The sequence below is a fragment of the [Pseudopropionibacterium] massiliense genome, from assembly GCF_900607225.1.
In the GTDB taxonomy this organism is placed as follows: Bacteria; Actinomycetota; Actinomycetes; order Propionibacteriales; family Propionibacteriaceae; genus Arachnia; species Arachnia massiliensis.
In genome coordinates, this window is sequence record NZ_LR027842.1 from 513,854 (window position 1) to 540,839 (window position 26,986).

At 69.4% G+C, this 26,986-nt stretch carries 4 protein-coding genes; all 4 read left to right on the forward strand.

Features of this window, described 5'->3' with window-relative positions; all coding sequences use genetic code 11:
• Positions 1-58: 58 nt before the first annotated feature.
• Genes E0E39_RS02200 through E0E39_RS02215 form a run of 4 tightly spaced genes read left to right on the forward strand, consistent with a single transcriptional unit; the run spans position 59 to position 26,932 of the window.
• The gene (locus tag E0E39_RS02200; protein WP_130873284.1) at positions 59-8,041 is read left to right on the forward strand and encodes a non-ribosomal peptide synthetase; all 7,983 of its coding nucleotides are present in this window, start codon (positions 59-61) and stop codon (positions 8,039-8,041) included.
• Positions 8,038-20,550, forward strand: coding sequence for a non-ribosomal peptide synthetase (locus E0E39_RS02205; protein ID WP_130873285.1), 12,513 nt, complete (start codon positions 8,038-8,040; stop codon positions 20,548-20,550). The genes E0E39_RS02200 and E0E39_RS02205 overlap by 4 nt, the downstream gene beginning before the upstream one ends.
• A complete protein-coding gene (locus E0E39_RS02210) occupies positions 20,547-26,156 on the forward strand; it encodes a non-ribosomal peptide synthetase/MFS transporter (protein WP_130873286.1) in 5,610 nt (1,869 codons plus the stop codon). The genes E0E39_RS02205 and E0E39_RS02210 overlap by 4 nt, the downstream gene beginning before the upstream one ends.
• Positions 26,156-26,932 (forward strand): thioesterase II family protein, encoded by a 777-nt coding sequence (locus E0E39_RS02215; RefSeq protein ID WP_130873287.1) that lies wholly within the window; start codon positions 26,156-26,158, stop codon positions 26,930-26,932. Before E0E39_RS02210 ends, E0E39_RS02215 begins: the two co-directional genes overlap by 1 nt.
• The last annotated feature ends 54 nt before the right edge of the window (positions 26,933-26,986 follow it).

Genomic DNA, 26,986 nt, shown 5'->3' on the forward strand with positions numbered 1-26,986 from the left:
CTCACTCGGCACTGTGCCCCGCCGCCCGGGTCACCTAGCCCTGTGCAAAGGATTCTTGATGCTGACATATTCCGCCCTTTTTGACCGGGCCCTCGGGATCAACCCCGAAGGCATCGCGATAGATGCCCACGACGCCCGATTGACCTACCGTGAACTCGATGCCCGGGCCGAGGCGCTCGCGCAACTGCTCGTGGCAAGGGGATTCGGGGGGGCGGAACGCATCGTCGGTGTCTGTGTCCCGCGTTCCGCCGCCATGATCGTCGCGCTGCTGGCGATCGTGCGCACGGGAGCCGCTTATCTTCCTCTCGAGGCCTCCCAGCCCCGGTCGCGGTTGCATTACCTGGTGGAGGATTCCCGGCCGCAGGCAATCGTCGTCACCAATGAGACGGCGGGGTGTTTCCCGACCGGGCAGAACCTGGTGGAGATGGGCGATGTGAGCACTGTCCCCGGAGCATCCGTGCGATTGCCGGTTCCATTGTCAGCAGCTGCCTACATCATCTACACCTCGGGCACGACAGGACGACCCAAGGCAACGGTGGTGTCTCATTCCGGACTGGAAGCGCTCGCACGTTCGCAGGCCGAATCCTGGCGCCTGACGACCCGGAGTCGAGTTCTGCAGACCGCGGCTCTGTCCTTCGACGCCAGTGTGAAGGACATCATCGGCACGTGGTGGGCGGCCGCGACACTCGTGCTGCCCGCCCCGAATCGGGCGAGCGGACAGGCCCTGGTCGATCAAATGACGAATTGGGGCATCACTCATGCGCTGGTTCCGCCGCCGGTTCTCGCCGGTGCCAATGCGCCGGGCGTCGGCGGGCCCGAATGCCTTTTCGTCGGGGCCGAGGCGTGCCCGGTGGCCCTGGTCCGAGAATGGGCACGCGACGGGCGGCGCATGGTCAACACCTACGGCCCGACGGAGGCCACGGTCACCTGCCTGCACTCCCACGACCTCGATCCGAGCCGTGACCGGGTGCCCATAGGCCATCCGATCGAGGGGATGCGCGCCTACGTCCTCGATGAAACCCTGGCCCCGGTCGCCGACGGCGAGCTGTACGTCGCCGGGGCCGGTCTCGCGCGTGGCTACGCCGGGCAACACGGGCTCACGGCCTGTCGGTTCGTCGCGGATCCGCTGGTTCCCGGCGAGAGGATGTACCGCACCGGTGACCGGGTGAGCATCGACGAGACGGGGGAGATCCACTACCTCGGACGCACCGATGACCAGCTCAAGGTACGCGGTTTCCGCGTCGAACCCGGTGAGATCGAGGCCACGGCCCTGGGGTTTCCCGGAGTGGGGGGTGCGGTCGTCACCACGGGGCAGGGCCCGCAGTCCGACAAGTTGCTGCTCCACGTCGCGCCCCTGCCCGGCGTCACCGTGGATCCTCGCAGCCTGCGCGCCGCACTGGCCCGTGAACTTCCCGATTACATGGTGCCCGCCTCGGTGACCATCCTTTCCGAGCTGCCCCTCACCGTGAGCGGGAAGGTGGATCGTTCCGCGCTCCCGGAACCGGTGTGGCTGCGGGCCGGCGGGGAACCGCCACGCACGGCCGCGGAACGCGTGGTGGCGGAGGCGGTGGAACGGATCACCGGGATCGGCGACCTCACGGTCGAGGACTCGCTGGTCGATCTGGGATGTCATTCGCTCGACGTGGCCCGGATCGTCGCCGACCTGCGGGTACGTACCGGATTCTCCCCGGCCGTCGCGGATGTTCTCGCGTCGCCGCGCATCGGTGACGTCGCGGCCCTGCTCGACGCCGGATGCGCCGGGGATCAGCCGGGACCGCCTCCCGCGCCACGGACCGGGCGCATGGCCTGTTCACCCTCGCAGGAGCGGATGTGGCTGGCCGAGGAATCCGCCGACGGGTCCTCCGGCTACGTCGTGCCCGCCGCCGTGCGTCTGGGGCGCGGCCTCGACGTCGGCGCCCTGGAAAGGGCCTGGCTGGACGTGGTGGAACGCCACGAGATCCTGCGCACCCGCTACGGCAGCGACGGCGAACGGATCTGGCAGCGCGTGGACGCCCTCGATCCCGCCCGGGACGGCCTTCGGGTCCGCGAGATCGACCCGGGCGAGGTCGAGGAGGCCGTGGCCCGCGCCGTGCACGATCGTTTCGACCTGGCCGACGAGGTGGTCCGGCCGATCCTGCTGCGGACACCCGCCGAATACGTGTTCGTGCTCGTCGTGCACCACATCGCCTGCGACGGGTGGTCGATGATGCTGCTGGACCGCGACATCGATGCCGCCTACGCGGCCCGTTCCCGGGGCTCCGCGCCCCCGTGGCAGCCGCTGCCACTGCAGTTCGCCGACGTGGCGGCCCAGCAGGTGCTTCGGGCCGCCGACCCAGTGGCCACCACCGAGCAGATCGCCTTCTGGCGGGATCGTCTGCGCGACGTTACCGCCGGGTGTCCGCAGGTACCCGCCGTCGAGGACGGCCACGGACGAGCGGGGTACGTCGCGCTCGACATCGATGCACGCGTTCATCGGGCGCTGCTTGCCCTGGCGCAACGACTCCGAACGACACCGTTCGTCGTCCTGCACGCGGCGATGGCGGTGCTGCTGGCCGGTCTCGGCGCGGGGCGGCGTTTCAGCATGGGTGCCGCCGTCGGTGCGCGCGACGAGGCGGGGCTGGCGGACATGGTGGGACCACTCGTCAACACGATCGCTCTCGTCAGTGACGTCGATCCCGGCGGGACGTTCACGGAACTGGTCGCGCAACTGCGTGAGGGCGATCTGACGGCGATGCGGAACTCCGGGATCGGATTCGACTCCGTCGTCGAGGCCCTGAACCCGGAACGCGAACCCGGGCGCACCCCGTGGATCGACGTCCTGATCAGCATGGGTGCCGCAGAGCGCGGATTCGTTCCCGACTACGCATCGCACGGCGCGTCCGGGGCCACCCTGGAACTCCCGGGCCTGCCCGGGGTCCGGCAGCAGCCGACCCCCGCGCCCGCCGCCCGTTTCCAGCTGGCGTGGGCCTTCACCGAACGCTTCAGGGCCGGTACCCCGGACGGAATCGCAGGGGCCCTCGAATATGCGGCGGAGGTGGGCGCCGAGAACGCCGAACGGCTGGCCCGTCGGCTGGAATCCGTGCTGCGACAGGTCGCCACCCGCCCCGATGCGCCGCTGGCCGGGACCGATTTCCTGCTGCCCGGAGAGGCGGCCGACATGGTGGGGCCGGCTTCCGTCGGCGGCGCCACGGTCGCGGCCCTGTGGAGTGCGCAGGTGGATGCCGATCCGCGGGCCGTCGCGCTGATCGCGGGGCAGGAACGGTGGACACGGGCAGAGCTTGACGAACGTGCCCGCCGCTGGGCCGCCCTGCTGCGCAGCAGGGGCGTCGTGGAGCAGGATGTGGTCGCGTGCGCGCTTCCGCGCGGCGCGGACCAGGTGGCGGCATTCCTCGGGGTGAGCCTGCTGGGGGCCGTCTGGCAACCGATCGACCGGCACTACCCGGACGAACGACAGCGAATGGTGGTCGCGGACACGGCAGCCACCATCGTCATCACGCTCGCGGAGGATGCGGCCCGCTGGGACGGGCGGCCCCTGGTCGTCGCGGATGACACCGGCATCGCGGACCTGCTGGCCACCATCGCCCCGATCACCGACTGCCCCGGCGCGACCCTTCCACCCGAGGCCGGCGCCTACGTCATCCACACCTCCGGATCCACCGGCCGCCCCAAGGGGGTGTACGTCACCCACGCGGGTGTCGCCGACATGGTGGCCTCCGAACGCCGGTGGTGTGGTGTGGGGGAGGGTGCCGTCGTGGCGCAGGCGGCCTCCCCGGGGTTCGACGCGAGCGTGTTCGAGTTGACGATGGGTCTGCTGACCGGTGCCGCCGGAGCGGTGATCGCCGACGAACACCGTGACGCCGGTGGCGGGCTGGTTGCCGAGTGGACACGACTGGGCGTCACCCACGCCTTCATGGTCGGATCCTTCGCACTGTCCCTGGATCCCGAGACCATCCCGGCGGGCGTGACCCTGGTGCTGGCGGGGGAGGCCTTCCCCGCACAGTTCGCCACCGCTCTCGCGGGGCGCACTGTGCTGGTCAACCTCTACGGACCCACCGAGGCCACGATCTTCGCGTCCGGGCATCGCCTCGACGGAGCCCGCGGGGACTCCGTGCCGATCGGGAAACCCGTGTACGGCGCGAGACTGGAGGTTCTGGACACCACCCTGCGCCCCGTCGTCCCGGGGGTGGTCGGCGAGCTCTACATCAGCGGTCCCGGTGTCGCCCGCGGGTACGTCGGAGCACCCGGCCTGACGGCGTCCCGCTTCGTCGCGGGGCCGGACGGGGGCCGCCGCTACCGCACCGGCGACCTGGTTCGCCTGGACGCGGAGGGCCGTCTTCACTTCGTCGGACGCAACGACGACCAGGTCAAGCTGCGCGGTTTCCGCGTCGAGCTCGGCGAGGTCGAGGCGGTCATCGGTCGCGGCCCGGGCGTCACGGGAGCCGCGGTGTCGTTGCGCGACGATCTCGCTGGTGGCAGGGCCCTGGTCGCCCACGTCGCCGGTGCAGGGGTGGACGTGGAGCGGGTGCGCGCCCACGCCGCCGCATCGCTGCCGGCCCATGCCGTTCCGGCGCACTGGGTGGTCCTCGGCGAGCTTCCCGTCACGATCCACGGCAAGCTCGACCGGGAGGCCCTACCGGCACCGGCCCCGAGCGGCTCGGGGAGAACGGTCGAGAACGGTGAACAGGCCGAGGCCTGTCGCATCATGGGGGAGGTGCTCGGGGCCTCCCGGGTCGGCCCCGACGACGACTTCTTCCGCCTCGGCGGGCACTCACTGCTCGTCGTGAAACTCGTCTCGCGGCTGGCCGCGGCCGGCATCCGGATCGCCGTGCGTGACGTGCTGCTGGCACCGACCGTGCGTGGTTTCCTCACCCGCTCCCGCGGCGGCGCTCCGGTGCCCGGTATCGGGCGGGCGCCCCGGCCCGCCGACGGCATCGTGCCGATGTCGGAGGCGCAGCGCAGGCTCTGGCTCGTCGAACAGATCGACGGCGCCTCGCCCACCTACAACATCCCGGTGGTGCTCGATGCCGAGGACATCGATCTCGCGGCGCTGCAGGCCGCTCTCGGGGACGTCGTCGCCCGCCACGAATCGCTGCGGAGTGTCGTGGTGGCGGGTGCCGAGCTACGACAGAGAGTCCTCCCCGCGGATCAGGCGGCCGCGCTGGTTCCGGTCATCGACGAGATCCACGCCCCGGACGTCGATGCCGCCATCGATGCGGCGGCGCGTCACGTGTTCCGGCTCACCGAGGAACTGCCCGTCCGGCTCAGCGTGATCCGGAGCGGGAACCGTTGCTCGGTGGTGCTGGTGCTGCATCACATCGCCGCGGACGGCTGGTCCATGGAACCGCTGCTGCGCGACCTGGAGACGGCCTACGCGGCCCGGTCGACGGGACGAGACCCACACCTGCCCCAACCGGTGTTGCAGTACCACGACTGGGCGAACGCCGCGGCGACGACCGACCCGGCTGTTCCGGCAGAACGGACCACGTGGTGGGAGCACCGGTTGAGGTCGCTGCCGGATGAGGTCACCTTCCCGCCGGATCGGGCCCGTGGCGTGGCATCCGGGCGGGGCTCGGGGCAGGTTCGCGCGGAGATCGACGCCGCGACGCAGCGCGGGTTGAAAGCCCTGGCGGGACGGGCCGGCGTCAGCTCGTTCGTCGCGCTGCACGGCCTGTTCGCGGTGCTGCTGAATCTTCACGGCGCGGGCGAGGACGTCGTGGTCGGTACCGTCACCGCCGGCCGCGACACCGATGAACTCAAGGATGTCGTCGGTTTCTTCGTGAACACGCTGGTCCTGCGCAGCGACCTGTCGGGGGATCCGGCCTTCGACGAACTGCTGGCCCGTCTGAAGTCGTCCGACGCCGACTGCCTGGCGCGTGCCGACGTGGCCTTCGACAGCATCGTGGAGCGTCTCAACCCGGAGCGTTCCGGAGGTCGTCACCCCGTTTTCCAGGTCATGTTCACCGTGCAGGACCACCGCCGTGTGGCGGCTCCGGGGGCGATCTTCGACGCAGCACGTGCCCGCAGCCTCGTCATGGGTTCCAAGTTCGACCTCACCCTCACCCTGGAGGAGCGCATCGACGGAATCGGTGTCGTCGCCGACTACTCGCGTGACCTGTTCGACGACGAGACCGTCGCCGCGATCCTGCAGCGCTACGTCTCGCTCGCGCGGCACGTCGTCGCCGATCCGTCGCTGCGCATGCACGAGCTGCGCGGTCACGCCCCCGGGGAGGCCGCGTTGCTGCGGTCCTGGGGGACACCCGCGGAGGCCGACCTCGCGCCGGCCGGTCTGGAGTCCCTGTTCGCGGACGCGCTGCGCGCCGCCGGTGCGGACGCTCTCGCGGTCGAGGCGCACGACGGTCGTCTCACCTACGGTGAACTCGACCATCGCAGCTCCCGGATGGCCCACTGGCTGCGAACGCGAGGTGTGAGGCCGGGCCACCGGGTCGGTGTGTGTGTGCCGCGGTCCGTCGACACGATCGTCGCCCTGCTCGCGGTGGCCCGGGCACAGGCGGCGGTGGTGCCGCTGGAGGCCACCCACCCCGCCGCACGTCTGCGTCAACTCGTCGGGGACTGCGACATGCGTGTGGTGCTGGCCGGGGGCGGGGGAGTCGAGGCCCTGGAGCGGACCGGCACGACAACCCCCGTGCTCGATCTGGCGGACATGGCCGGTGACGGGTGCCTGCCCGATGCCACGCCACGCGGAGGCGATGTGGCCTACATCATCCACACCTCCGGTTCGACGGGCAGACCCAAGGGCGTCGAGGTGCCCAAACGCGGGCTGGGGGTGTTCGCCCGGGCACAGCAGGAACGTTACGGCCCCACCCCCGGGACGCGGGTGCTGCAGCTCGCATCCCCGGCGTTCGACGCGTCGATCCTGGAGCTCTGTCTCGCCTGGCCCGCGGGCGGCACCCTCGTCGTTCCACCGCCGGGCGTGCTCGTCGGCGACGACCTGGCGCAGTGGCTGTCGCGCTGCGACGTCTCACTGGTCACGCCGAGCGCCCTGGCCACGGTCGACCCCGCCGGCGTCGAGGGTCTCGGCACGCTGCTGGTCGGCGCCGAGGCCTGCGGCGCCGATCTGGTCGCGCGGTTCGCCCCCGGACGTTCCATGTTCAACGCCTACGGTCCGACGGAGACCACGGTCGCGGCCACGGTCTGCGGGCCGCTCGACGCCGGTCGGGGCAGCCCACCCATCGGCCGTCCGCTGGCCGCTGCGCGCCTGCTCGTGCTGGACTCCCTGCTGCGCCCGGTCCCGATCGGGGTCGACGGCGAGCTCTACATCGGGGGACCCGGTGTCGCCCTCGGTTACCGCGACTGCGCCGGCCTGACCGCGTCCCGTTTCATCGCCGATCCCGGTGGCAGCGGGGAACGGGTCTACCGCACCGGTGACGTGGTGTGCTGGAACCGGTCGGGGGAGCTGATCTTCCGTGGCCGCAGCGATGACCAGGTCAAGCTTCGCGGGTTCCGGTTGGAACCCGGCGAGATCGCCGCCGTGATCCGCTCCGTCGACGGGGTGGAACAGGTGCACGTGATGGTCCGCGAGGACCGGGCGGGCCACCCGGTCCTCGTCGCCTACGTCACCCCGGTCGGGATCTCCGCCGACGCGGTGCTGGAGCGTGCCGGGGCGGAACTCCCCCCCTACGCCGTGCCGTCGCACGTCATCGCGCTCGACGCCCTTCCGTTGACGACCAACGGAAAACTCGACCTCACGGCTCTCCCCGACCCCGGAGGGAGGGGAACCGGTGACACCGCCGTCGCCCCGCGCACCGACGTGGAACGCGTCATCTGCGAGGCCTACGGGGCAGTCCTCGGATGCCCCGGGGTCGGGCCGACGACCAACTTCTTCGCAATCGGGGGGCACTCCCTGGCGGCGGCCCGGGTGGTGGCTGCCGTGGCGGCCGCGGGCTGGTCGGTCGGCATCCGCGACCTGTTCGAGGCCCCCACACCGGCCGGGCTGGCGTCCCGAGCCGTCGTCGCACCGCGTCGTTCGCGTCCCCGCCTGACCCCACGCTCCCGCGCCCGAGTTTCTGGGAGGAACACATGACTCAGCACCTTTCCCACGGTCAACGCCGGCTCTGGTTCATGGCCCGGACGGAGCCCGAATCCCCCGCCTACAACATTCCGCTCGCGATGCACCTGGCCGGTGACGTCGACCGGACCGCACTGGCACGGGCGGTCCGTGACCTCGCCACCCGGCACGAGGTGCTGCGCACCCACATCCGTGTGGTCGACGGCGAGCCCGTGCTCGATGTCGTGGCACCGGGGGATCTCCCGGAGCTGGTGCGGTGCATGACCCGTGTCAGCGATCCGGACGCCACGATGCGCCGTCTCGCCGTCGAACCGTTCGACCTGAGCGAGGAGTTGCCCATCCGGGTGCACCTCATCGCCGAGCCCGGCGGGTGGATCCTCCTGATCGTCGTGCACCACATCGCGGCCGACGGGATCTCCATGGCGCCGTTGGCACGTGATCTCGGCGAGGCCTACGCCGCCCATCGCGACCGGACGCCATGGACCCGGGAACCGCTGGAGGTCCAGTACGCCGACTTCGCCGCCTGGCAGCGCGAACTGCTGGGCGACATCCACGACCCGGATTCGCTCGCCCACGAGCAGACCGAGTACTGGCGCACCCGGCTGGCAGGCGCCCCCCAGGACACCGAGCTGTCGCTGGCGACCGCCCGCCCGGCCGTCGCCACGGGCAAGGGGTCGCGTGTGTTCGTGACCGTTCCCGCGGCTCTGCGGGACCGCCTGCGGGACCTCGAACGTGGCCTGGGCTGCACCCCCCACATGTTGAACCAGGCCCTGGTGGCTGCCCTGGCGAGTCGTTTCGGCGTCGACGACGTCGTGCTCGGCACCCAGGTCGCCGGCCGTGACGAGGAGGGCCTCGACGACCTGGTGGGTCTGTTCGTCAACACCCTGGCGATGCGCCACCGCGTCTCCGCGTCCACCACGTTCGCCGAGCTGTGCGACGACGTGCGCGGCGCCACGCTGGAAGGCCTGGAGCACGCCGACCTGCCCTTCGACGTCCTGGTGGAGCAGCTCAACCCGGCACGGACCATGAACCGGCATCCGGTGTTCCAGATCGGTGTGGCGGCCCGGCAGGGCGACGACATCGACCTCGACCTCGGGGTGCCCGCCACCGCCGTCACCGACCTCGACCTCGGCACGTCGCAGTTCGACCTCAACTTCTGCCTGTTCGACCGGACCGACGGCAGCGCCGAGATCGAGGTGGAGTTCTCCTCCGACGTCTACGACGAGGCGCGCGCCCGCTACCTCGGCCGGGCCTGGTGCGAACTCGCCGCCGGGGTCAGCACACATCCCGATGCCTCGATCTCCGAACTGGGTGTGGTCCCGGCCGACATCGTCGATCAGGTCACCGCGTGGGGCATCGGTGAGCCGTGCCCGGAACCGGTGCGCTTCATCGAGTTCTTCGACCACGCCGTGGCGACGCATCCCACGGGCATCGCCGTCGAGGAGGGGGCGCGGACCCTCACCTACGCCGACCTGGACGTGCGCGTCGAGACCCTGGCCCGCGGACTCCACGCCCTGGGGGCCCGCCCCGGGGCCGTGGTGGCGGTCAGTCTGCCGAAGAGCATCGACGCCGTCGTGGCCATTCTGGCGGTGTGCCGCACGGGTGCGGCCTATCTGCCGATCGACCCGGCCCAGCCCGACAATCGCATCCGCTACATGGTCGAGGACGCCGAACCGATCGCCGTGATCACCGACTCCGTGAACCGGCGGCGTTTCGGGTCCTTGCCGGTCGTTGACACCACCTCTGCGATGGAGGTGACGGGTCCTGTGACGTGGCCGGTCCCGGAGATCTCGGAGGTGGCCTACGTCATCTACACCTCCGGGTCGACCGGACGCCCGAAGGGTGTCGAGGTCACCCACAGCGGCCTGGCGGGCACGGTTGCCTCGCAGGTGCGCGGCTTCGGTCTCGACGGGTCCCTGAAACTCCTGCAGCTGGCGTCGTTCAGCTTCGACGTGTCCGTCATCGATCTGCTCACCGTGTTCGCGGTGGCCGGCACCGTCGTGCTGCCCGGTGAGGGGGTCGTCGCGGGCGATGACCTGGCCCGGCTCCTGCACCACCATCGCATCACCTACTGCGAGCTCACGCCATCGCGGCTCCAGAGCCTGGAACCGGGAGCCTTCGAGCAGCTGCGCAACATCAACCTCAGCGGTGAGGCCTGCCCGGCGCAGCTGGTGCGGGCGTGGGCGGGTGAGCGCAGGATCCTCAACACCTACGGTCCCACGGAGGTGACCGTCACCAGCGTGGTGTCGTGGCCGCTGGACGGCCTGCGGGAACCGGAGATCGGGCATCCGACCGATGGTCTCGTCGCCCGGGTGCTGGACGACAGACTGCGGCCCGTGGCCCCGGGCGTCCCCGGGGAGCTGTACCTGTCCGGTCCGGGCCTGGCGCGCGGCTACAGGCGTCGTCCCGGCCTGACGGCGTCGCGTTTTGTCGCGGACCTCGATGCGCCGGGTGAGCGGATGTATCGCACCGGCGACGTCGTGCGGTGGCGTGCGGATGGGGAACTGGAGTTCATCGGCCGCAGCGACGACCAGGTGAAGGTGCGTGGGCTGCGCATCGAACTGGGTGAGATCGAATCCGAGGTCACGGCGGTCGAGGGTGTGCGGGCCGCCGCGGTGATCGTTCGTGAGGACACCCCCGGGGATCAGCGGATCGTCGCCTACGTCGTCGGGGAGGTCGACGGGGCGGGGATCAAACGCCGGGTGGCGCGACAGCTTCCGGCATACATGGTGCCCTCCGCCGTCGTGATCCTTGACGCGCTGCCGCTCACGGTCAGCGGCAAACTGGACGTGCGCGCTCTACCTGCGCCGACCGTGGAGAACCCGGGCCCGGGACGACGACCCGCCACGCCACGGGAGGAGGCCGCCTGCCGTTGCTTCGCGGAGACGCTGGGCCTGGACGAGGTCCACACGGACCAGAGTTTCTTCGACCTCGGTGGGCATTCGCTGCTCGCGACCCGGCTGGTCGGCCGCTGGCAGGAGACGGTCGGTGGTTCCATCACGCTGCGCGACGTGTTCGAGGCGCCGACCCCCCTCGGTCTGCTGGACCGGTCGGTCGTCGAAGCGGCGTCGCAACCGGATCTGGTGCCGTGTGAACGACACGGTGACGTCCCACCGTCGGCCGCTCAGAGGAGGATGTGGTTCCTCAGCACTCGCGACGGAGCCGCCGCCTACAACGTTCCCATCGTGCTGCAGGTCGCGGGCCGACTCGACGAGGGCGTCCTACAGGCGGCGCTCAACGATCTGGCCGGACGCCACGAGAGCCTGCGCACGATCTTCCCGGATGTCGACGGCACGCCGTATCAGCGGGTTCTACCGGCCGGCACCCCGGTGCCCCTGGATGTCGTGGAGGCAGATGATGCCGACGAGGTCGACGCGATCCTTGCCCGGACAGCCCGGGAGTCCTTCGACCTGGGTCGCGAGATCCCGCTGCGCGCCACCGTCGTGCGGGGCAGGACCCGTGACGTGCTGGCCCTGGTGCTGCACCACATAGCCACCGACGGCTGGTCCCTGACGCCGCTGGCCCGGGACCTGGGTCTCGCCTACGCCGCTCGTGACCGTGGCACTGCGCCGGACTGGGAACCGTTGCCCGTGCAGTACGCCGACTACACCGAGTGGCTGCGGCGGCGCACCGGAACGGACGGCCAGGGGGACGGTCCCGAGTACTGGGCCCGTGCCCTCGCCGACCTGCCCGCCGCGATTCCCCTGCCGTGCGGTCGGAACAGACCTGCCCAGCCGACCAACGCCGGCTCCTGGGTGCCGTTCTCCATCGACGCGGAACTGCATCGCCGGATCGATGACCTGGCCCATGAGTGCGAGGTCACCACGTTCATGGTGCTCCAGGCCGCGACGGCCCTGACCCTTCGTCTTCTCGGGGCGGGCGACGACATTCCCCTCGGGACGATGGTCGCCGGACGGGAACGGAAAGAGTTGTCCGACCTGATCGGTTTCTTCATCAACACCGTCGTGCTGCGCACCGATGTCTCCGGCAACCCGGCCTTCCGTGACCTGCTGACCCGGGTGCGTGAGGCCGATCTCGACGCCTTCGACCATCAGGATGTTCCCTTCGAGACCGTGGTCGAGGAACTGCAGCCGGAACGGGAACCGGGCCGCCACCCGCTGTTCCAGGTGGCGCTGACCGTGATGACCGCGAACAGTGAACCGGAATGGTCGCTGGGATCGTTGCCTGTCACGGTACTGGGCCAGGATTCCCAGTTCTCCCGATTCGACCTGACCTTCTCCCTGGACGAGCACCGCGTCGACGACGAGGCCGCCGGGATGACCGGCACCATCGACTACGCCACCGAGCTGTTCGACGAGGCCGACGTGGAGCAACTGGGCCAGCGTGTCCTCTCGGTGCTGCGCCAGGTGGTGGCCGACCCCTCGATGCGCTTCTCGCAGGCAACCGTCGTCCTGCCGTCCGAGACCGGGTGGGAACGCGAAACCGGGGAACCCGTCGCGCATCTGGCCACTTTCCCGGAACTGTTCTCACGTCAGGTGGCTGCCGATCCCACCCGGATCGCCGTCGAATGCGGTGACCAGAGAATCACCTTCGCCGAACTCGACGAACAGTCGACCCGGTGGGCCCGGGTGCTCGCCGGGCTGGGGGTTGGGCCGGAAACCGTCGTCGCGAGCTGTCTTCCACGATCCGCGTTCTCCATCGTCGCTCTACTGGCGATCATGAAGGCCGGGGGAGTGTGGCAGCCCGTCGACCCGGCCCATCCCGACGAGCACATCAACTTCCTGCTCGGGGACTCCGGCGCCGCCCTGGTGCTGTGCGAGGAGGCCTCGGCCCATCGCTTCGCCCCGCCGACGCTCGCAGTCGACTCGCCGGAAACCGCGGATCTGCTCTCAGCCGCCACCGCGGTCCCCGCCGGCCCCTCGGGGGTGTACGGCGCTGCCTACATCATCCACACATCGGGATCCACCGGGCGCCCCCGGGGTGTCGTCGTCAGCCACGCAGGTCTGGCCGGGCTGGCCCAGGGATACGCCCTCTACGGCATCACGCCGGCGAGCGTCGCCATGCAGTTCGCATCGCACAGCTTTGACGGCGCCGTATCGGAAATAGGAATGTCGCTGCTGGCAGGTGCCACCATGGTGATGGTGCCGGAACAGGAGCGCAACCTCGGCCCCGGATGCGCGCGGATTCTTCAGCGCTGCACCCACGCCTTCCTCACACCCGCGTCGGTGCTGGCCCTGGGTGCATCCAACATCCCCTCGGGACTGACCCTGCTCGTGGGAGGCGAGGCCTTTCCCGCGCAGCTGGTCGATGAGATCGGCCAGCGGGTGCGGCTGTTCAACGTCTACGGTCCGACCGAAACCACCGTCGACATCTCCTACCACCCCGTCAATGATCGTGACGTCGATCCGGTGCCGATCGGTCATCCCGTCCCGGCCAAGACCGTGACCGTGCTGGACGAGTTCCTGCACCCCGTGCCCGTCGGTTGCATCGGTGAACTCTACGTCTCAGGAGCCGCGTTGGCACGTGGTTATGCCGGTCGGCCGGGGGCAACGGCCAGCCGGTTCGTGGCCGACCCCGACGGCAGTGGGGAACGCATGTACCGCACCGGTGACCTGGTGCGCAGGGGCCGTGACGGCGCGCTGCGGTTCATCGGTCGCGCCGACGACCAGGTGAAGATCCGCGGTTTCCGCATCGAGCTGGGTGAGGTCGAGGCCGCGCTCGCAGCGCTGCCCGGGGTCACGGCCGCCGCGGCGATGGCGCGCCGCGACCTCGGGCCCGATGCGGTGCTGGTGGGCTATCTGGTTGGCGACATCGATCCCGTGGCCGCGCGACGCATCCTGGCCGCCGGGCTGCCCAAGCAGGCCGTGCCCGACCACATCGTGATGTTGGACGCCCTGCCCTTGACCCGCAACGGCAAGGTCGACCGCAAGGCGTTGCCCGTCCCGGTTGTCGCGACACGGAGTGGCCGGGTGCCGTCCACGCCGGCCGAGGAGCAGGCCTGCGCGGCCCTGGCAGCTGTACTCGGTGTCGACGAAGTGGGTGTCGACGACAACTTCTTCGAACTGGGTGGGCACTCGCTGCTCGCCGTCCGGTTGGTGTCCCGGCTTCGTGGGGCGGGATTCACGATCACCATCAGCGACCTATTCGCCGACCCGGTGCCACGGGCGTGGGCGCGGTTCGCGGGTGACGGCCCCGCGACGGGGACGGTGCGTGCAGTGAGCCGTCCGGCGGATGGCATGCTGCCCGCATCGCGGGCGCAACGCCGGCTCTGGCTGGAACAGGACCTCGTCACGGACCCGGTCGCCTACAACCTCCCGGTCGTTCTCGACGTCAGTGTCCTGGACATGGAGGCCCTGCGGAGTGCGCTCGGTGACGTCACCGGCCGCCATGAGGCATTGCGCACCCTCGTCGTCGAGCGCGATGGTGATCCCTGGCAGCGCATCATGACATCCACCGAGGCAATGGCCCGGATACCGGAGCGCATCCACGTGGTGCCGGACCCCGACGCCTTCACCACGGCGCTCAGCAGCGGCCTGGACATCTCGGCGGAGATCCCGTTGCGTGTGGTGGTGCTTCCCAGGGCCGGTGGAGGGCGGATCGGTCTGGTGTTCCATCACATCGCGATCGACGGATCCTCGATCGCCCCCCTGCTGAGGGACCTGTCATACGCCTACGGCTGCCGTCAGAACGGTGAGGAGCCGTCCTGGCGGAGGCCCGGCCTGCAGCCCGCTGACTGGGCCGCCGCGCAGGAACACATCCTGGGCGATGCCGACGACCCGGACTCGCTGACGGCACGGGAGACCGCGTGGTGGCGGGCCCGGCTGGCCGATGCGCCCGCCCGGTCGGGGTTGCCCGGGATGTCGTCCACCGAGAAGGGCGTTGCCGCCCCCCGGATGATTCGTGCCGATGTGTCGATGGCCACACTGAACGGTTTGCGCGCCCTGGCCCGTCGTGAAGGAGCCACTCTGTTCATGGTCGTGCACGCCGCTTTCACGGCCCTGCTGAGCCGTCTGGGTGCCGGGCCGGATCTCGTGCTCGGAACCGTCACGGCGGGACGCGACGACGCCGCCCTCGAGGAAACCGTCGGATTCTTCGTCAACCCGATCGCGCTGCGCACACGGCTGGCAGGGGATCCGAGCTTCGTCGACTGGCTCGCCGAGGTGCGCCGCCGTGACGCCGAAGCGCTGGCCCATGCACGCGTACCGTTCGACGACGTCGTGGCGGCGCTGCGGCAGGAACGCGTACCCGGCCGTCACCCGGTGTTCCAGACGCTGCTCACGTCATTCGAGGACCGTGGACCGGTGGACGTGGAGATTCCCTTCGGCACCGGTCGCGCCCGCCTCGTCGAGGACGGCCTGGCCAGTGCGAAGTTCGACCTGACCATTGCGTTCGGTCAGGTGGGCAGCGGCCTCGCCCTGGAGCTGGAGTTCGCAACCGACCGCTACGACGTGAACACCGTCGAGCAATTGGCCGCCCGCTTCTCGCGGGTGCTGCATCAGCTCGCGAAGGACCCCTCAACCACGGTCTCAGGACTCGACGTGCTGCTGCCCGGGGAACTCGACTCGCTGCGAGCGATGGGCTCCTCCGCGCCGGAGCCGGAGGTTCCCGCGATGGGCCTCGACGACCTGTTCGCCTCGGCACACGCCCTCGTGGGCGGTGACGCACCCGCCGTCACGGGTGACCGGGAGCTGACCTACGCCGACCTGGAGAGGGAGAGTCGCTGGTGGGCCCACCGGTTGCTCGCAGAAGGGGTGCGGCGAGGTGATGTCGTCGGCGTCTGCGTTCCCCGCAGCGCGGACATGATCGTGGCCGTGCTGGCCGTCGCGCGAACCGGTGCCGCTCTGCTTCCGCTGGACGCCACCTACCCGACGGCGCGCCTGACCCAGGTCACCGCGGATGCGGCTCCGCGCCTGATCCTGGCGCGCGGCGCGGGTGTGTCCGCCATGACCGCTTCCTGTGATCTCCCGGTGCTCGAGATGGGATCGCCCGACCCCGGGGAACCGGGGCCGCTGCCACCACGCGTTCTCGCCGCGGAGGAACCGGTCTACGTGATCCACACCTCCGGCTCCACCGGTCGCCCCAAGGGAGTGTGCATGACCCGCCGTGGTCTCGGTGTGTTCACCCGCTCACTGACCCGGCGGATCGGTGCCTGGCCCGGGATACGGGTGTTGCAGGCCGCATCCCTGTCGTTCGATGCAGCCATCATGGAACTGTGCATGGCCTGGGGGGCCGGAGGGAGCCTCGTGATTCCCGAGCCCGGCCCGCTCGCCGGTGATGAACTGCGCACGGCACTCGAACACGTCGACGCGGCTCTGCTGACCCCGAGTGTGCTGACCACCCTCGACACCCCGTTGGACGGCGTTCCAGTCCTGGTGGCGGGCGCGGAGGCGTTGAGCGCTGACCTGGTCGCACGTCTCGCCCCCGGCCGGACGCTGTTCAACGCCTACGGTCCCACCGAGGCGACGATTGCCGTCGCCGTCGCCGGTCCGCTTTCCCCTTCTCCGGGTCAGGAAGCACCACCGATCGGTCGCGGCCTCGATGCCGTCCGGTTGGTCGTGCTCGACGATTTCCTGCAGCCCGTTCCACCGGGAGTTCCCGGCGAGCTGTACATCGGTGGCCCCGGCCTGGCGATCGGATACCTCAACCGGCCGGGACTGACCGCCAGTCGTTTCGTCGCCGATCCGTTCCGGCAGGGCGAGGTCCTCTACCGCACCGGTGACGTCGTGGCGTGGAACAGATCGTGGGAGCTCACGTATCTCGGACGCGCCGACTCGCAGCTCAAGGTCCGCGGTTTCCGTGTCGAACCGGGCGAGATCGAGCGGTGCCTGGCGGATGTTCCCGGCGTGACGGGGGCCGTCGTCATCGAGGCTCCCGACTCCCCGGGAAGGCTGGTGGGGTATGTCACCGGTGAGGACGTCGACACCACGGCCGTCCGGTCCCGCGCCGAGGCGGTGCTGCCCCCGCACATGGTTCCGGCGGTCATCATGGCGTTGGACTCCTTCCCGAGGACACCGAACGGCAAGCTGGACCGGCGGGCCCTTCCACCGGCGACGGTGGCACCCCCCTCGCAGGAACCCGCCACTGCCCTGGAGGCACAGGTGTGCGCAGTTTTCGCGGAGGCACTGGGGGTGGACGTGGTCGGCCCGGAGGACAACTTCTTCCTGCTGGGCGGTCACTCACTGAGCGCTGCCCGGATCGTGTCGCGACTCGGTGGCCCGGAGAAGCGGCTGCGGTTGCGCGACGTCTTCGAGGCGCCGACGGCCCGCGCCCTGGCGGCCCGGTTGGAGCCGGCCCACGACACCGTCGCCCCGGCCGGGAGCCGGCACGACGCCTTGGAGGGACCCCACGGTTTGCCCGCCGGACCGGTACCGGACATCCGGGCCGGGGGCGAACGCATCGTCCATCGCCCCCGGCCCGAGCAGCTGCCGGCATCGTTCGCGCAGCGCCGGCTGTGGACCGTCACACGTCTGGAGGGGGCATCCTCCGCCTACAACATTCCCCTGGTCGCCCGGTTGCGGGGTGTCCTCGACGTTCCCGCGCTGCAGCAGGCGTTGCGTGACGTCGTCGAACGCCAGGACACCCTGCGCACCGTCATGATTCCCATCGACGGCGAACCCTTCCAGCGCTTGATGGCGGTTCCTGAGGCCTCCGATCTGTGCACCGTGCTCGACGTGTCAGGTCTCGACGAACAGGAACGCCTGGCGCTGGTGAAGGAGTACAGTGCACGTCCCTTCGACCTGGAACGCGACCTGCCGATCCGCGCCTGGGTTCTCCGGGAGGCCGTCGACAGTCACATCGTCGTGCTGGTCATGCATCACATCGCCAGCGACGGCCTGTCCCTGGCGCCCCTGCTGCACGATCTGCAGGACGCCTATGCCGCCCGGAGAGCCGGCCGGGCCCCCGCGTGGATCCCGCTTCCCGTCACCTACGCCGATCACACACTCCGGCAGCATGAACGCTCGGCCGGGCAGGGCGAGGAGATCGAATGGTGGCGCGCCACCCTGGCGGGGCTGCCCGAGGAGACCCGGCTGCCGGGAGAAAAACCAGGCACGTCCTCGGGTGCGCGTCCCAGCGGCACCGTGGAGGGGGTGCTGCCGGCCGAGGCCCTGTCCCGGGTGCAGCATCTGGCCTCCGAACACGGCGCGTCGGTGTTCATGGTGTGCCATGCCGCCGTGGCCGTGCTGCTGAATCGTCTCGGAGCGGGGGAGGACGTCGTGCTCGGCGCCGTCACCGCGGGACGCGGCGATTCCGCCCTGGAACCGCTGGTCGGTTTCTTCGTCAACACACTGGCGATCCGGCACGACCTCACCGGGAATCCGACGGTCGCCGCGACCATCGACAGGGCCCGGGAGGCGATCCTGGGGGCGGTCGAACACTCCCGGGTGCCCTTCGACATGGTCGTGGACGCCGTCGCCCCATCCCGAGTCCCGGGCCGCCACCCGTTGTTCCAGGTCATGGTGAATCACATGTCCGAGAGCGGGGGCAACACCGCGAGACTGACGCTGCCCGGTGTGGAGACCGAGGATCTGCACCCAGGGCCGTTGGGTGCCAAGTTCGACCTCGACTTCAGCGTCGGTGAGGTGCCCGGGCCTGACGGAACGGAACTCAGCATCCAGCTGGACTACGCCACGGATCGCCTCGACGCCCGGGCCGCCGGGGACATCGTCACCCGGCTCCTCAGGGTCCTGGAAGCCCTCGGTACCGATGCGAACAGGCGGATCAGCGCCATCGACGTCCTCAGCGACGAGGAACGCGACGCCGCGGTCCGGACCGGACCGGTCGCCGGGCAACCGCGTACGTTCTCGGAACTGTTCGCCGAGGCGGTTCGGATCGACCCCGATCACGATGCCGTGCGGTGCGGCGGCGATGTCCTGACCTATGCGGAACTCGACGCCGCCTCGAACCAGTTCGCCCGCTGGCTGATCCAGCGGGGGATCGGCGCCGAGGACATCGTCGCGCTGTCGTTGCGCAAGTCCGTCCGGGCGGTCGTCGCCATCGTCGGCGTCGAGAAAGCGGGTGCCGCCTACGTGCCCATCGACCCCGACCATCCCGTCGAGCGCATCTCCTACCTGCTCAACGACTCCGGGGCCGACCTGGTGATCACCACCGCTGCCGACGCGAATCGTTTCGACGCCGCGGTGCTGCTGGACGCCCCGGACACCGTTGCCGACATCGATGCCTGCGACGACGGGCCGATCCGGGTCGGTGAGCTGCGCGTTCCCCCCTCTACGGATCATCCGTGCTATCTCATCCACACCTCGGGCTCCACGGGCAGACCGAAGGGTGTCGTTGTCACGCACCGCGGCCTTGCCGCCCTGGCCGCATCGCAACGTGCAGGGCAGGGCGCGGGCCCCGATGAGACGATGCTGCTGTTCGCCTCGTTCAGTTTCGACGCATCGGTTTCCGAACTCACGATGGCGCTGTTCCACGGCGCCTGCCTGGTGCTCGTGCCCGAAGAACTGCGTGCCCCGGACGCTGCGCTCGGCGACTACCTGCGACGCCATGACGTCCGCCGAGCCATTTTCGTCCCCACCACCCTGAGGGCGCTGCCGAAGGACTGCCTGCCCCCCAGACTTGCCCTCATGGTCGCCGGCGAGGCGCTGCCGGCGGCCACGGTCGCCGATGAGGTGGGACGACGTCCGGTGCTCAACCTGTACGGCCCGACCGAGACGACGATCGACGTCACCAGGTACCGCCTGGACGGCTCCGAAACCGGAATGGTTCCGATCGGCGAGGTGGTGCACGGCCTGTCCGTCGCCGTCCTCGACGAGCACCTGCGGCCCGTTCCCCCCGGGGCGGTGGGTGAGCTGTACGTGAGCGGGGTCGGACTCGCCCGCGGCTACCACCGTCGTCCCGGGCTGACCGCGTCGCGTTTCGTCGCTGCGACCTGGGGTGAGCCCGGGGCGGTCATGTACCGCACCGGTGATCTGGTGCGGCTGCGACCGGACGGGTTCTACGAGTTCGTCAGCCGCAGCGACCGGCAGATCAAGATCAGGGGTTTCCGTGTGGAGCCCGGTGAGATCGAGCAGGCGTTGTTGGCCGTCGATGGGGTTCTCGCCGCACACGTCGGGGCGCTGCACGTCGGCGATGATGAGTCCCGACTCGTTGCGTGGGTCGCTGCACCACCCGCGGACACCTTCGACACCGAGGCGTGCCGTCTGGCTCTCGCGGATGTCCTGCCCGCGCACGCGATACCAGCGTCCATCGTCGCGATGGATGCGTTCCCCGCCACAGCACACGGCAAACTCGACGGTGCCCGGTTGCCCGTTCCGGACTGGGGAAATCAACGCGATCACGTCGACCCGGAGGATGGGGTCGAGGCGCTGCTGGCCGAGATCTGGACGGAGGCTTTCGCGGATGGTCGCCGGGTTGGAGCCTTGGACAACTTCTTTGGCTCCGGCGGGAACTCACTGTTGGCAGCCAAGGTGGCGGCACGTGTCAACGACCGGCTGGCCGTTGATCTGCCGTTGCGCACCATCTTCGAGGTGCCCGTGCTGCGCGACCAGGCGGCGATCCTGGAAGCCATTCTGCTTGCCGAGCTGGAGGAAGAACCCGCATCATGACCCACACATCCATTCCCGACCCGGTGAGAACGCAGAGTGCTGCGGCTGTCGCACAGGAACGCAGGAAGCAGTTGTTGGCCGAACGGTTGCGCAGGGCCCGGTCGCTTCCCTCCGGTCCCGGGCCGAGGCAGGCCGATGCCGTCGTCCCGCTGGGTCCCGCCCAGACCGGGTTGTGGGTCGAGGATCGCATGAACCCGGGGTCCGCCGCCTACGTGGTGGGTTTCGGCCTCAGGGTTCAGGGGCCGGTCGATCAGCAACGGATCCGGGAGGCCTGCCGGGCGTTGACGGCCCGCTACGACATCCTGCGTGTCAGCTACCCCGCGGATGACCTGGGGGATCCGACGGTGGTCCTCCACGAGGACACCGGAGTGGAGGTTCCGGTCACGGATCTGCGTGGTGTCGACGACCCATTGGCCTCGGCTGAGACGGAGTTTTCGCGCATGTGTGCAACACCGTTTGATGTTGCAGCCGGTCCTCTCGCGCGCTTCCAGACGTTGGTGCTCGCCGACGATGACCATGTGGTGCTCTTCACGGCCCACCACATCATCGTCGACGGGTGGTCAGCGGAACTGTTGAAATCAGACCTGCGGCAGGCACTCGAACAGACCGTTCGCAACGGCAGCATCGATCTTGGCGCGCGTCCCCTGCAGTACGAGGACATCGCGGTGTACGAAGCCAGAGCTGAGCGTGTCGCCGGACGCGAACGGGGACTGGCGCAGCAGGTGGGAAGACTCGCAGGTACCCGGAACCTGGAGCTCGACATCGCCAGGCCGCGCCCGGCAGTCCTGTCCAACCGGGGACGCACCCACGAGTTCACGCTCCCGACGGGGCTCGTCGAACAACTCAAGGTACTGGCGGCCGCCGAAGGGGCCACCTTCTACATGGCCATGCTCGCGCTGTACCAGGTGCTGCTGGCCAACCACTGCGCCCAACGAGACTTCGTGATCGGCACGTCCGTGGCGAACCGCGACGCCAGCGGGGTCGAGGACGTGGTCGGCAACTTCGTGAACATGGTGGCCATGCGTTCCCGGCTGGACGGTAACCCGAGTTTCCGGGAACTGCTTTCCCGCAGCCGCGAGACCGCGCTGGATGCGTTCTCCTCCCAGAACGTGCCGTTCGTCGACATCGCCAAGGCGCTCGCCCTGCCGCGGGTCGCCAACAATTCGCCGCTCTTCCAGGTCGGTCTGGCGGTCGATGAGCTGGCCACCGCGGTGAAACCCGTCGTGAGCGGATCCGGTGCGCTCCGGTTCAGCGAGATCGGGGCCACCACCGAGGTAACCCATTACGACCTCGGGCTGCACGTCTGCTCGGATGACGCCGGCCGCTATGTGGCGTCCCTGACGTACCGCACCGATCTGTTCGACGCGTTCCGGATCAGGGCACTGGCCGATCGCCTGGAAATGCTGCTCACCCGTGTCGTCGCCGATCCCACGGCTCGTGTGCTCGACATCGACCTGCTCACCGATGCCGAACATGACCTGGTCACGCGCGTGTGGGCGCAGGGACCGGCCCCGGATGGTGCGCCCGATCATACGCTGCACCAGCTGATCCGGTTCGGCGCGGACGGCGACCCGTCGCGTCCGGCGGTGGCCGAGGGCGACGAGATGATCACCATCGGCCAGTTGCACGGGCGCGCCGACAGGATCGCCCTACGCCTGGCGGCCAAGGGGATCGGCCCCGATGTGAAGGTGGCCATCGCATTCAACCGGGCGATCCCCGCGGCCACCTCGATCCTCGGGGTGCTGGCAGCCGGTGGCGCCTACCTGCCGTTGGACCCGGCCATGCCACGCGATCGGCTCGAGTACATCCTGGCCGACTCCCGTGCCGCCCTGTGCATCCACGACGGCACCCTCGACGTGGACACGGACGTCGAGACCATCTCCTACGACGACCTCCTGACCGAAAGGTCGGTCGCCGTGCCCACCCCGGCTGCCCCGAGCAACCTCGCCTATGTCATCTACACATCCGGGACCACGGGCAGACCGAAGGGAGTGGAGGTCGAGCAGCGCGAGGTCGTGCGCTATCTGCGGGACGTCGCCTCCGATCTGGGTGTCGTGCGCGGCGGTTCGTACGCGCTGCTGCAGTCGCTCGCATTCGACTTCAGCCTGCCGATGTTCTACCTGCCCCTGGCCCATGGCGGCACTCTCCACGCCATGGATGGCCGCATCACGGGGGAGGAACTGGCGCAGTTCCTGGCGCGTCACGAGGTGAACCACCTCAAGATGACGCCCTCGCACATGGCGGCGTTGACCGCCCAGGTGGATGCGAGATCCGTCGCGCCGCGTCGCGGTCTGGTGCTCTCCGGCGAGGGCGCGCCCTCGCAGTGGATGCGTGACCTGGCGAGGAGCGTCGACTGCCGTGTCATCAACAACTACGGCCCGACCGAGGCCATCGGGGCCTGCACCACCACCGATGTCGATCCCGACGTCGAGAATCCCGAGGCGGTGTGGCCGATCGGCGCTCCGATGCCCGGCGTGCGGACCTACGTGCTCGACGACCGGCTGCGTCCGGTACCACCGGGGGTGCGCGGGGAGCTGTACATCTCCGGCCGCCTGGCGCGCGGCTACCTGTCGCGCCCGGGCATGACCGCGTCGCGGTTCGTCGCCGACCCGCTGAGCGGTGCCGGTGAACGCATGTACCGCACCGGTGACGTGGTGAGCTGGCGCCCCGACGGGCAGCTGGCCTTCCACGGACGCGCCGACGACCAGATCAAGATCCGCGGCTACCGCGTGGAACTGGGCGAGGTCGAATCCGCCCTGGCGACCATGGACGGTGTCGCGCAGTGCGTCGTCGACCTGCGGGGCGAGCCCGGCCGTGAGCGACTGGTGGGGTGGATCCGGTGGGCCGAGGGTGTTGTGCCCGTCGCCGATGCCGGCATTCGTGACCACCTGGCGCGCACCCTGCCGGACTACATGATTCCCCGGGCCTACGCCACGGTGGACGTGTTCCCGACCAAGGGACACGGCAAGGTGGACCGGGCCGCCCTGACCGAGCCGGAACGCGGCGTGGTCGCGGCACCCGACGTCGCTCCCCGCACCCAACTGGAGGCGGCTCTCGCCGCCGTCTACGCCGACCTGCTGGACATCGAGATCCCCAGCGTGGCCGCGGACTTCTTCGACCTGGGTGGCGACTCGTTGCTGGCGACGAAGGCCGTTTCCCGTATCAGGAGGATCGTGGGGGATGAGGTGGTCGTCGCCGTGATGGACATCATCTCCCATCCCACGGTCGAGAAGCTGGCGGGTCTGATCGAGGACAGGCGAGGCGGCGGTGGTGCTGAGACCCGTCTGCTGTACGAACTCACCGAACCACTCGACGCCCGGGAAAGGGTCGCGTCGATCATCGCCGTTCCCTACGGCGGCGCCAACGCCAGCGTCTTCGGCGATCTGGCCAGAGCACTTCCGAGGGGATACTCCCTCCACTCCGTGGAGCCACCGGGCCACGACGTGACTCTGGGCGAGGAGGTCCTCCCCACCACCGAGGTGGCCGCAGCCGTCGCCGACGAGATATGTGAGCGGATCAACGGCAGGCTGATCATCTACGGGCACTGCGTCCCCGGATCTGCCGTGGCCGCTGCCCTCGCGGAGGAACTCACCCGCCGGGGACGTGACATCGAGGCCCTCTACGTCGGGGGTGCCTTTCCCGTGGCCCGGCCGGCCAACAGGATTCTCGCGACCCTGTCCAGGTGGTCCGCCCGGGACCGGCTCACCGCAGACAGGAACCACGCCAACTGGCTGGCCGGCATGGGGACCGACATCAACGCCATGGACGCGGAACACGCAGCCCACATGGTCAAGGCCATGCGCCAGGACACCCGGTTCGCGGAGGACTACTTCACCGACGTCTTCAGCGGCGACGTACAACGCATCCAGGCCCCGGTGATCAGCGTCATCGGTGAAGCCGATCAGGCCACCCGGTTCTGGGAGGAACGCAGCGACGAATGGTCCGTGTACTCCGATCGGACCGCGTCCGTCTGTATCCAGGACGCCGGCCACTACTTCCTCAACTACCGACCCGACGAACTGGCCGAGATCCTCACCACGGTGCATCACCGGGTCGCGGAGCACACGGAGTCCGGTCTCACCCGTCCCGCCCGGGGGGGCGCCGCGACGTGGTGGCTGCACGACAGCAGGGTCGCGAGGGAAACGGTCAGACCCGGCCACCAGCCCAGGCTCGGGTCCGTGCTGCCGAGCGGTCGGGAATCCGCCGAAACACTACCCGGACTGGGGAAGTTCGCCATCATCGCATCGGGGCAGATGATCTCGTTCACGGGATCGACGTTGACCGAGTTCGCATTGCCGCTGTGGGTGCTGACCCAGACCAACGACCTGATGCTCTTCGGGATCGTCGGGGTGCTGGGAGTCCTGCCAAATCTGATCGTCTCCCCCATCGCGGGGGCGATCGTGGACAGGTTCAACCGCCGCACGCTCATCATGATCTTCGACGCGGCCTGCATGGCGCTGCTCGGCATGCTTCTGCTGTTGGCGACCACCAACACCATGGAGCTGTGGAACATGATGGTGGTGTTCGGCCTCGTGGCCTGTGCCGTCACCTTCCAACGTGTGGCCTTCCAGTCCGCGCTGCCGCAGATCGTCCCGAAGCGCTACTTGGGACACGCGAACGGCATGCTGCAATCCGCCATCGGGGCCGCGAACTTCATCGCCCCATTGTTCGGGGTCGGCCTGCTCGCCGTCTTCGGACTGCCGGGAATTCTGGCGTTCGACGTCGTCTCCTACGTGTTCGCGATCGCCACCGTCGTCCTGATCCGTTTCCCGGCCGCCATGCCGGAGGTCCCGGAGTCCTTGTGGGAGGAGATCCGCGGTGGTTTCCGGTTCTCGATGCGCAACAGGTACTTCCGCTCCATGCTGCTGTACTTCGCGCTGATCAATCTGTTCCTGGCGCCCCTCCTCTCGCTGGTCGCTCCACTGGTGCTGACCTTCGCGTCCCTGAGCGAGGTTGCCGTCGTCACGGCGGTCTCCGGCGGCGCGGGCATCCTCGCCGGAATCGTGATGAGCATCTGGGGTGGCCCACGCCGCCGTCGCATGGATGCGGTGCGCGTGATGTCGGTGGTGCTGGGAGTCTGTGCCCTCATCATCGCTTCCCGGCCCTGGTTGCCGCTGGTGTGCGTGGGGGTTTTCGGGCTGGCAGGATCGATCCTGCTGGTCAACGGTGTCGTGATGACGATCATCCAGACAAAGGTGCCGGCCCGTCTCCAGGGCCGCGTGTTCGCTATCAACACGATGGTGTCCACCGCGAGTGCGCCGCTGGGTTTCGGCGTGCTGGCACCCCAGGGCACGGTTCTGATGGAGTGGTTGATGGCGAACGTTCCCGGAGTCGAACCCGCGGTCCATGCGGTGCTGGGTGACGGCCCCGGGCGTGCCATCGCCATGGTCTATGTGGTGTGCGGCCTGGTCGTTCTCGCCCTGGTGATCTCCACGAGGCGGTGGAACGCGCTGGTCCGGTTCGACGACGAGGTGCCCGATGCGCGCCCGGATGACCTCATCGGCCTGGCGCAGTCCAGGTCACGTCGCGACGGCAGGACGGATGTCGTACGTGCGATCGAGGAGACCGGGACCCTGGAGCCGGAGCTGGAGAAGGTGGGATCCTGATGTCGGGACGCCGGGAATGGCTGCGGGACTACGGCGCAACCGGTCCCTGCCCCGGTGTCCGGATGGTGTGCTTCCCCCACGCAGGGGGGAACGCCAGCGCATACGCCGCGTGGCGGAACGGGCTCGCAGGGGGCGCGGAGGATGTGGAACTGGTTGCCGTGCGCTATCCGGCACGTGAGGACCGTCTCCTCGACCCTCCGGTGCCGTCCCTTCGCGCCATGGCGCGAATGGTCGCCGCTGATCTGGAGAACCTGCACGCCGAGGCGCCCCTCCCGCTGGTGCTGTTCGGACACAGCATGGGCGGATCCATCGCCCACGAGGTGGCGGTGCTCCTGCGCGGGGCCGGGCTGCCCGTCGCGCTGCTGCTGGTCTCCGCGAGGCTCCCGGTCGCGGCACTCACGCCGGGACGACACCAGTCCGACGCGGAGCTGGCCGCGACGCTGTGCGACATGGATCCGGGCACTGGTGAGGTGTTGAACGATCCGGAGCTGCGCGAACTGGTGTGGCCCGCGATCCGGGCCGATCACGATGCGACGAATCGGTACCACGGTCATCGACTTCCTCGTCTGGACATCCCCATCGTGGCATTGGGCGGACACGGCGATGATCGTGTCGATCCGAAGGCCCTGAGCTTCTGGAGGGAATGCACCGATGCCGAGTTTCGGATATCTCTCTTCGAGGGCGGACATTTTTACTACCGTGATGACCTGGAGAGGTTCCTGAGCATCGTCAGCACTCACGTATCCGGTGCCATTGCCGCTTTCTCCCGCGGCTGAAACGGAGTCGTGAGCATGTGTGACGAGAAATTTCGGGAGCGGTCTCGCGTCAAC

Coding starts and splice junctions, on each gene's coding strand:
- E0E39_RS02200 (WP_130873284.1), top strand. CDS start 59: ATGCTGACATATTCCGCCCTTTTTGACCGGGCCCTCGGGATCAACCCC.
- E0E39_RS02205 (WP_130873285.1), top strand. CDS start 8,038: ATGACTCAGCACCTTTCCCACGGTCAACGCCGGCTCTGGTTCATGGCC.
- E0E39_RS02210 (WP_130873286.1), top strand. CDS start 20,547: ATGACCCACACATCCATTCCCGACCCGGTGAGAACGCAGAGTGCTGCG.
- E0E39_RS02215 (WP_130873287.1), top strand. CDS start 26,156: ATGTCGGGACGCCGGGAATGGCTGCGGGACTACGGCGCAACCGGTCCC.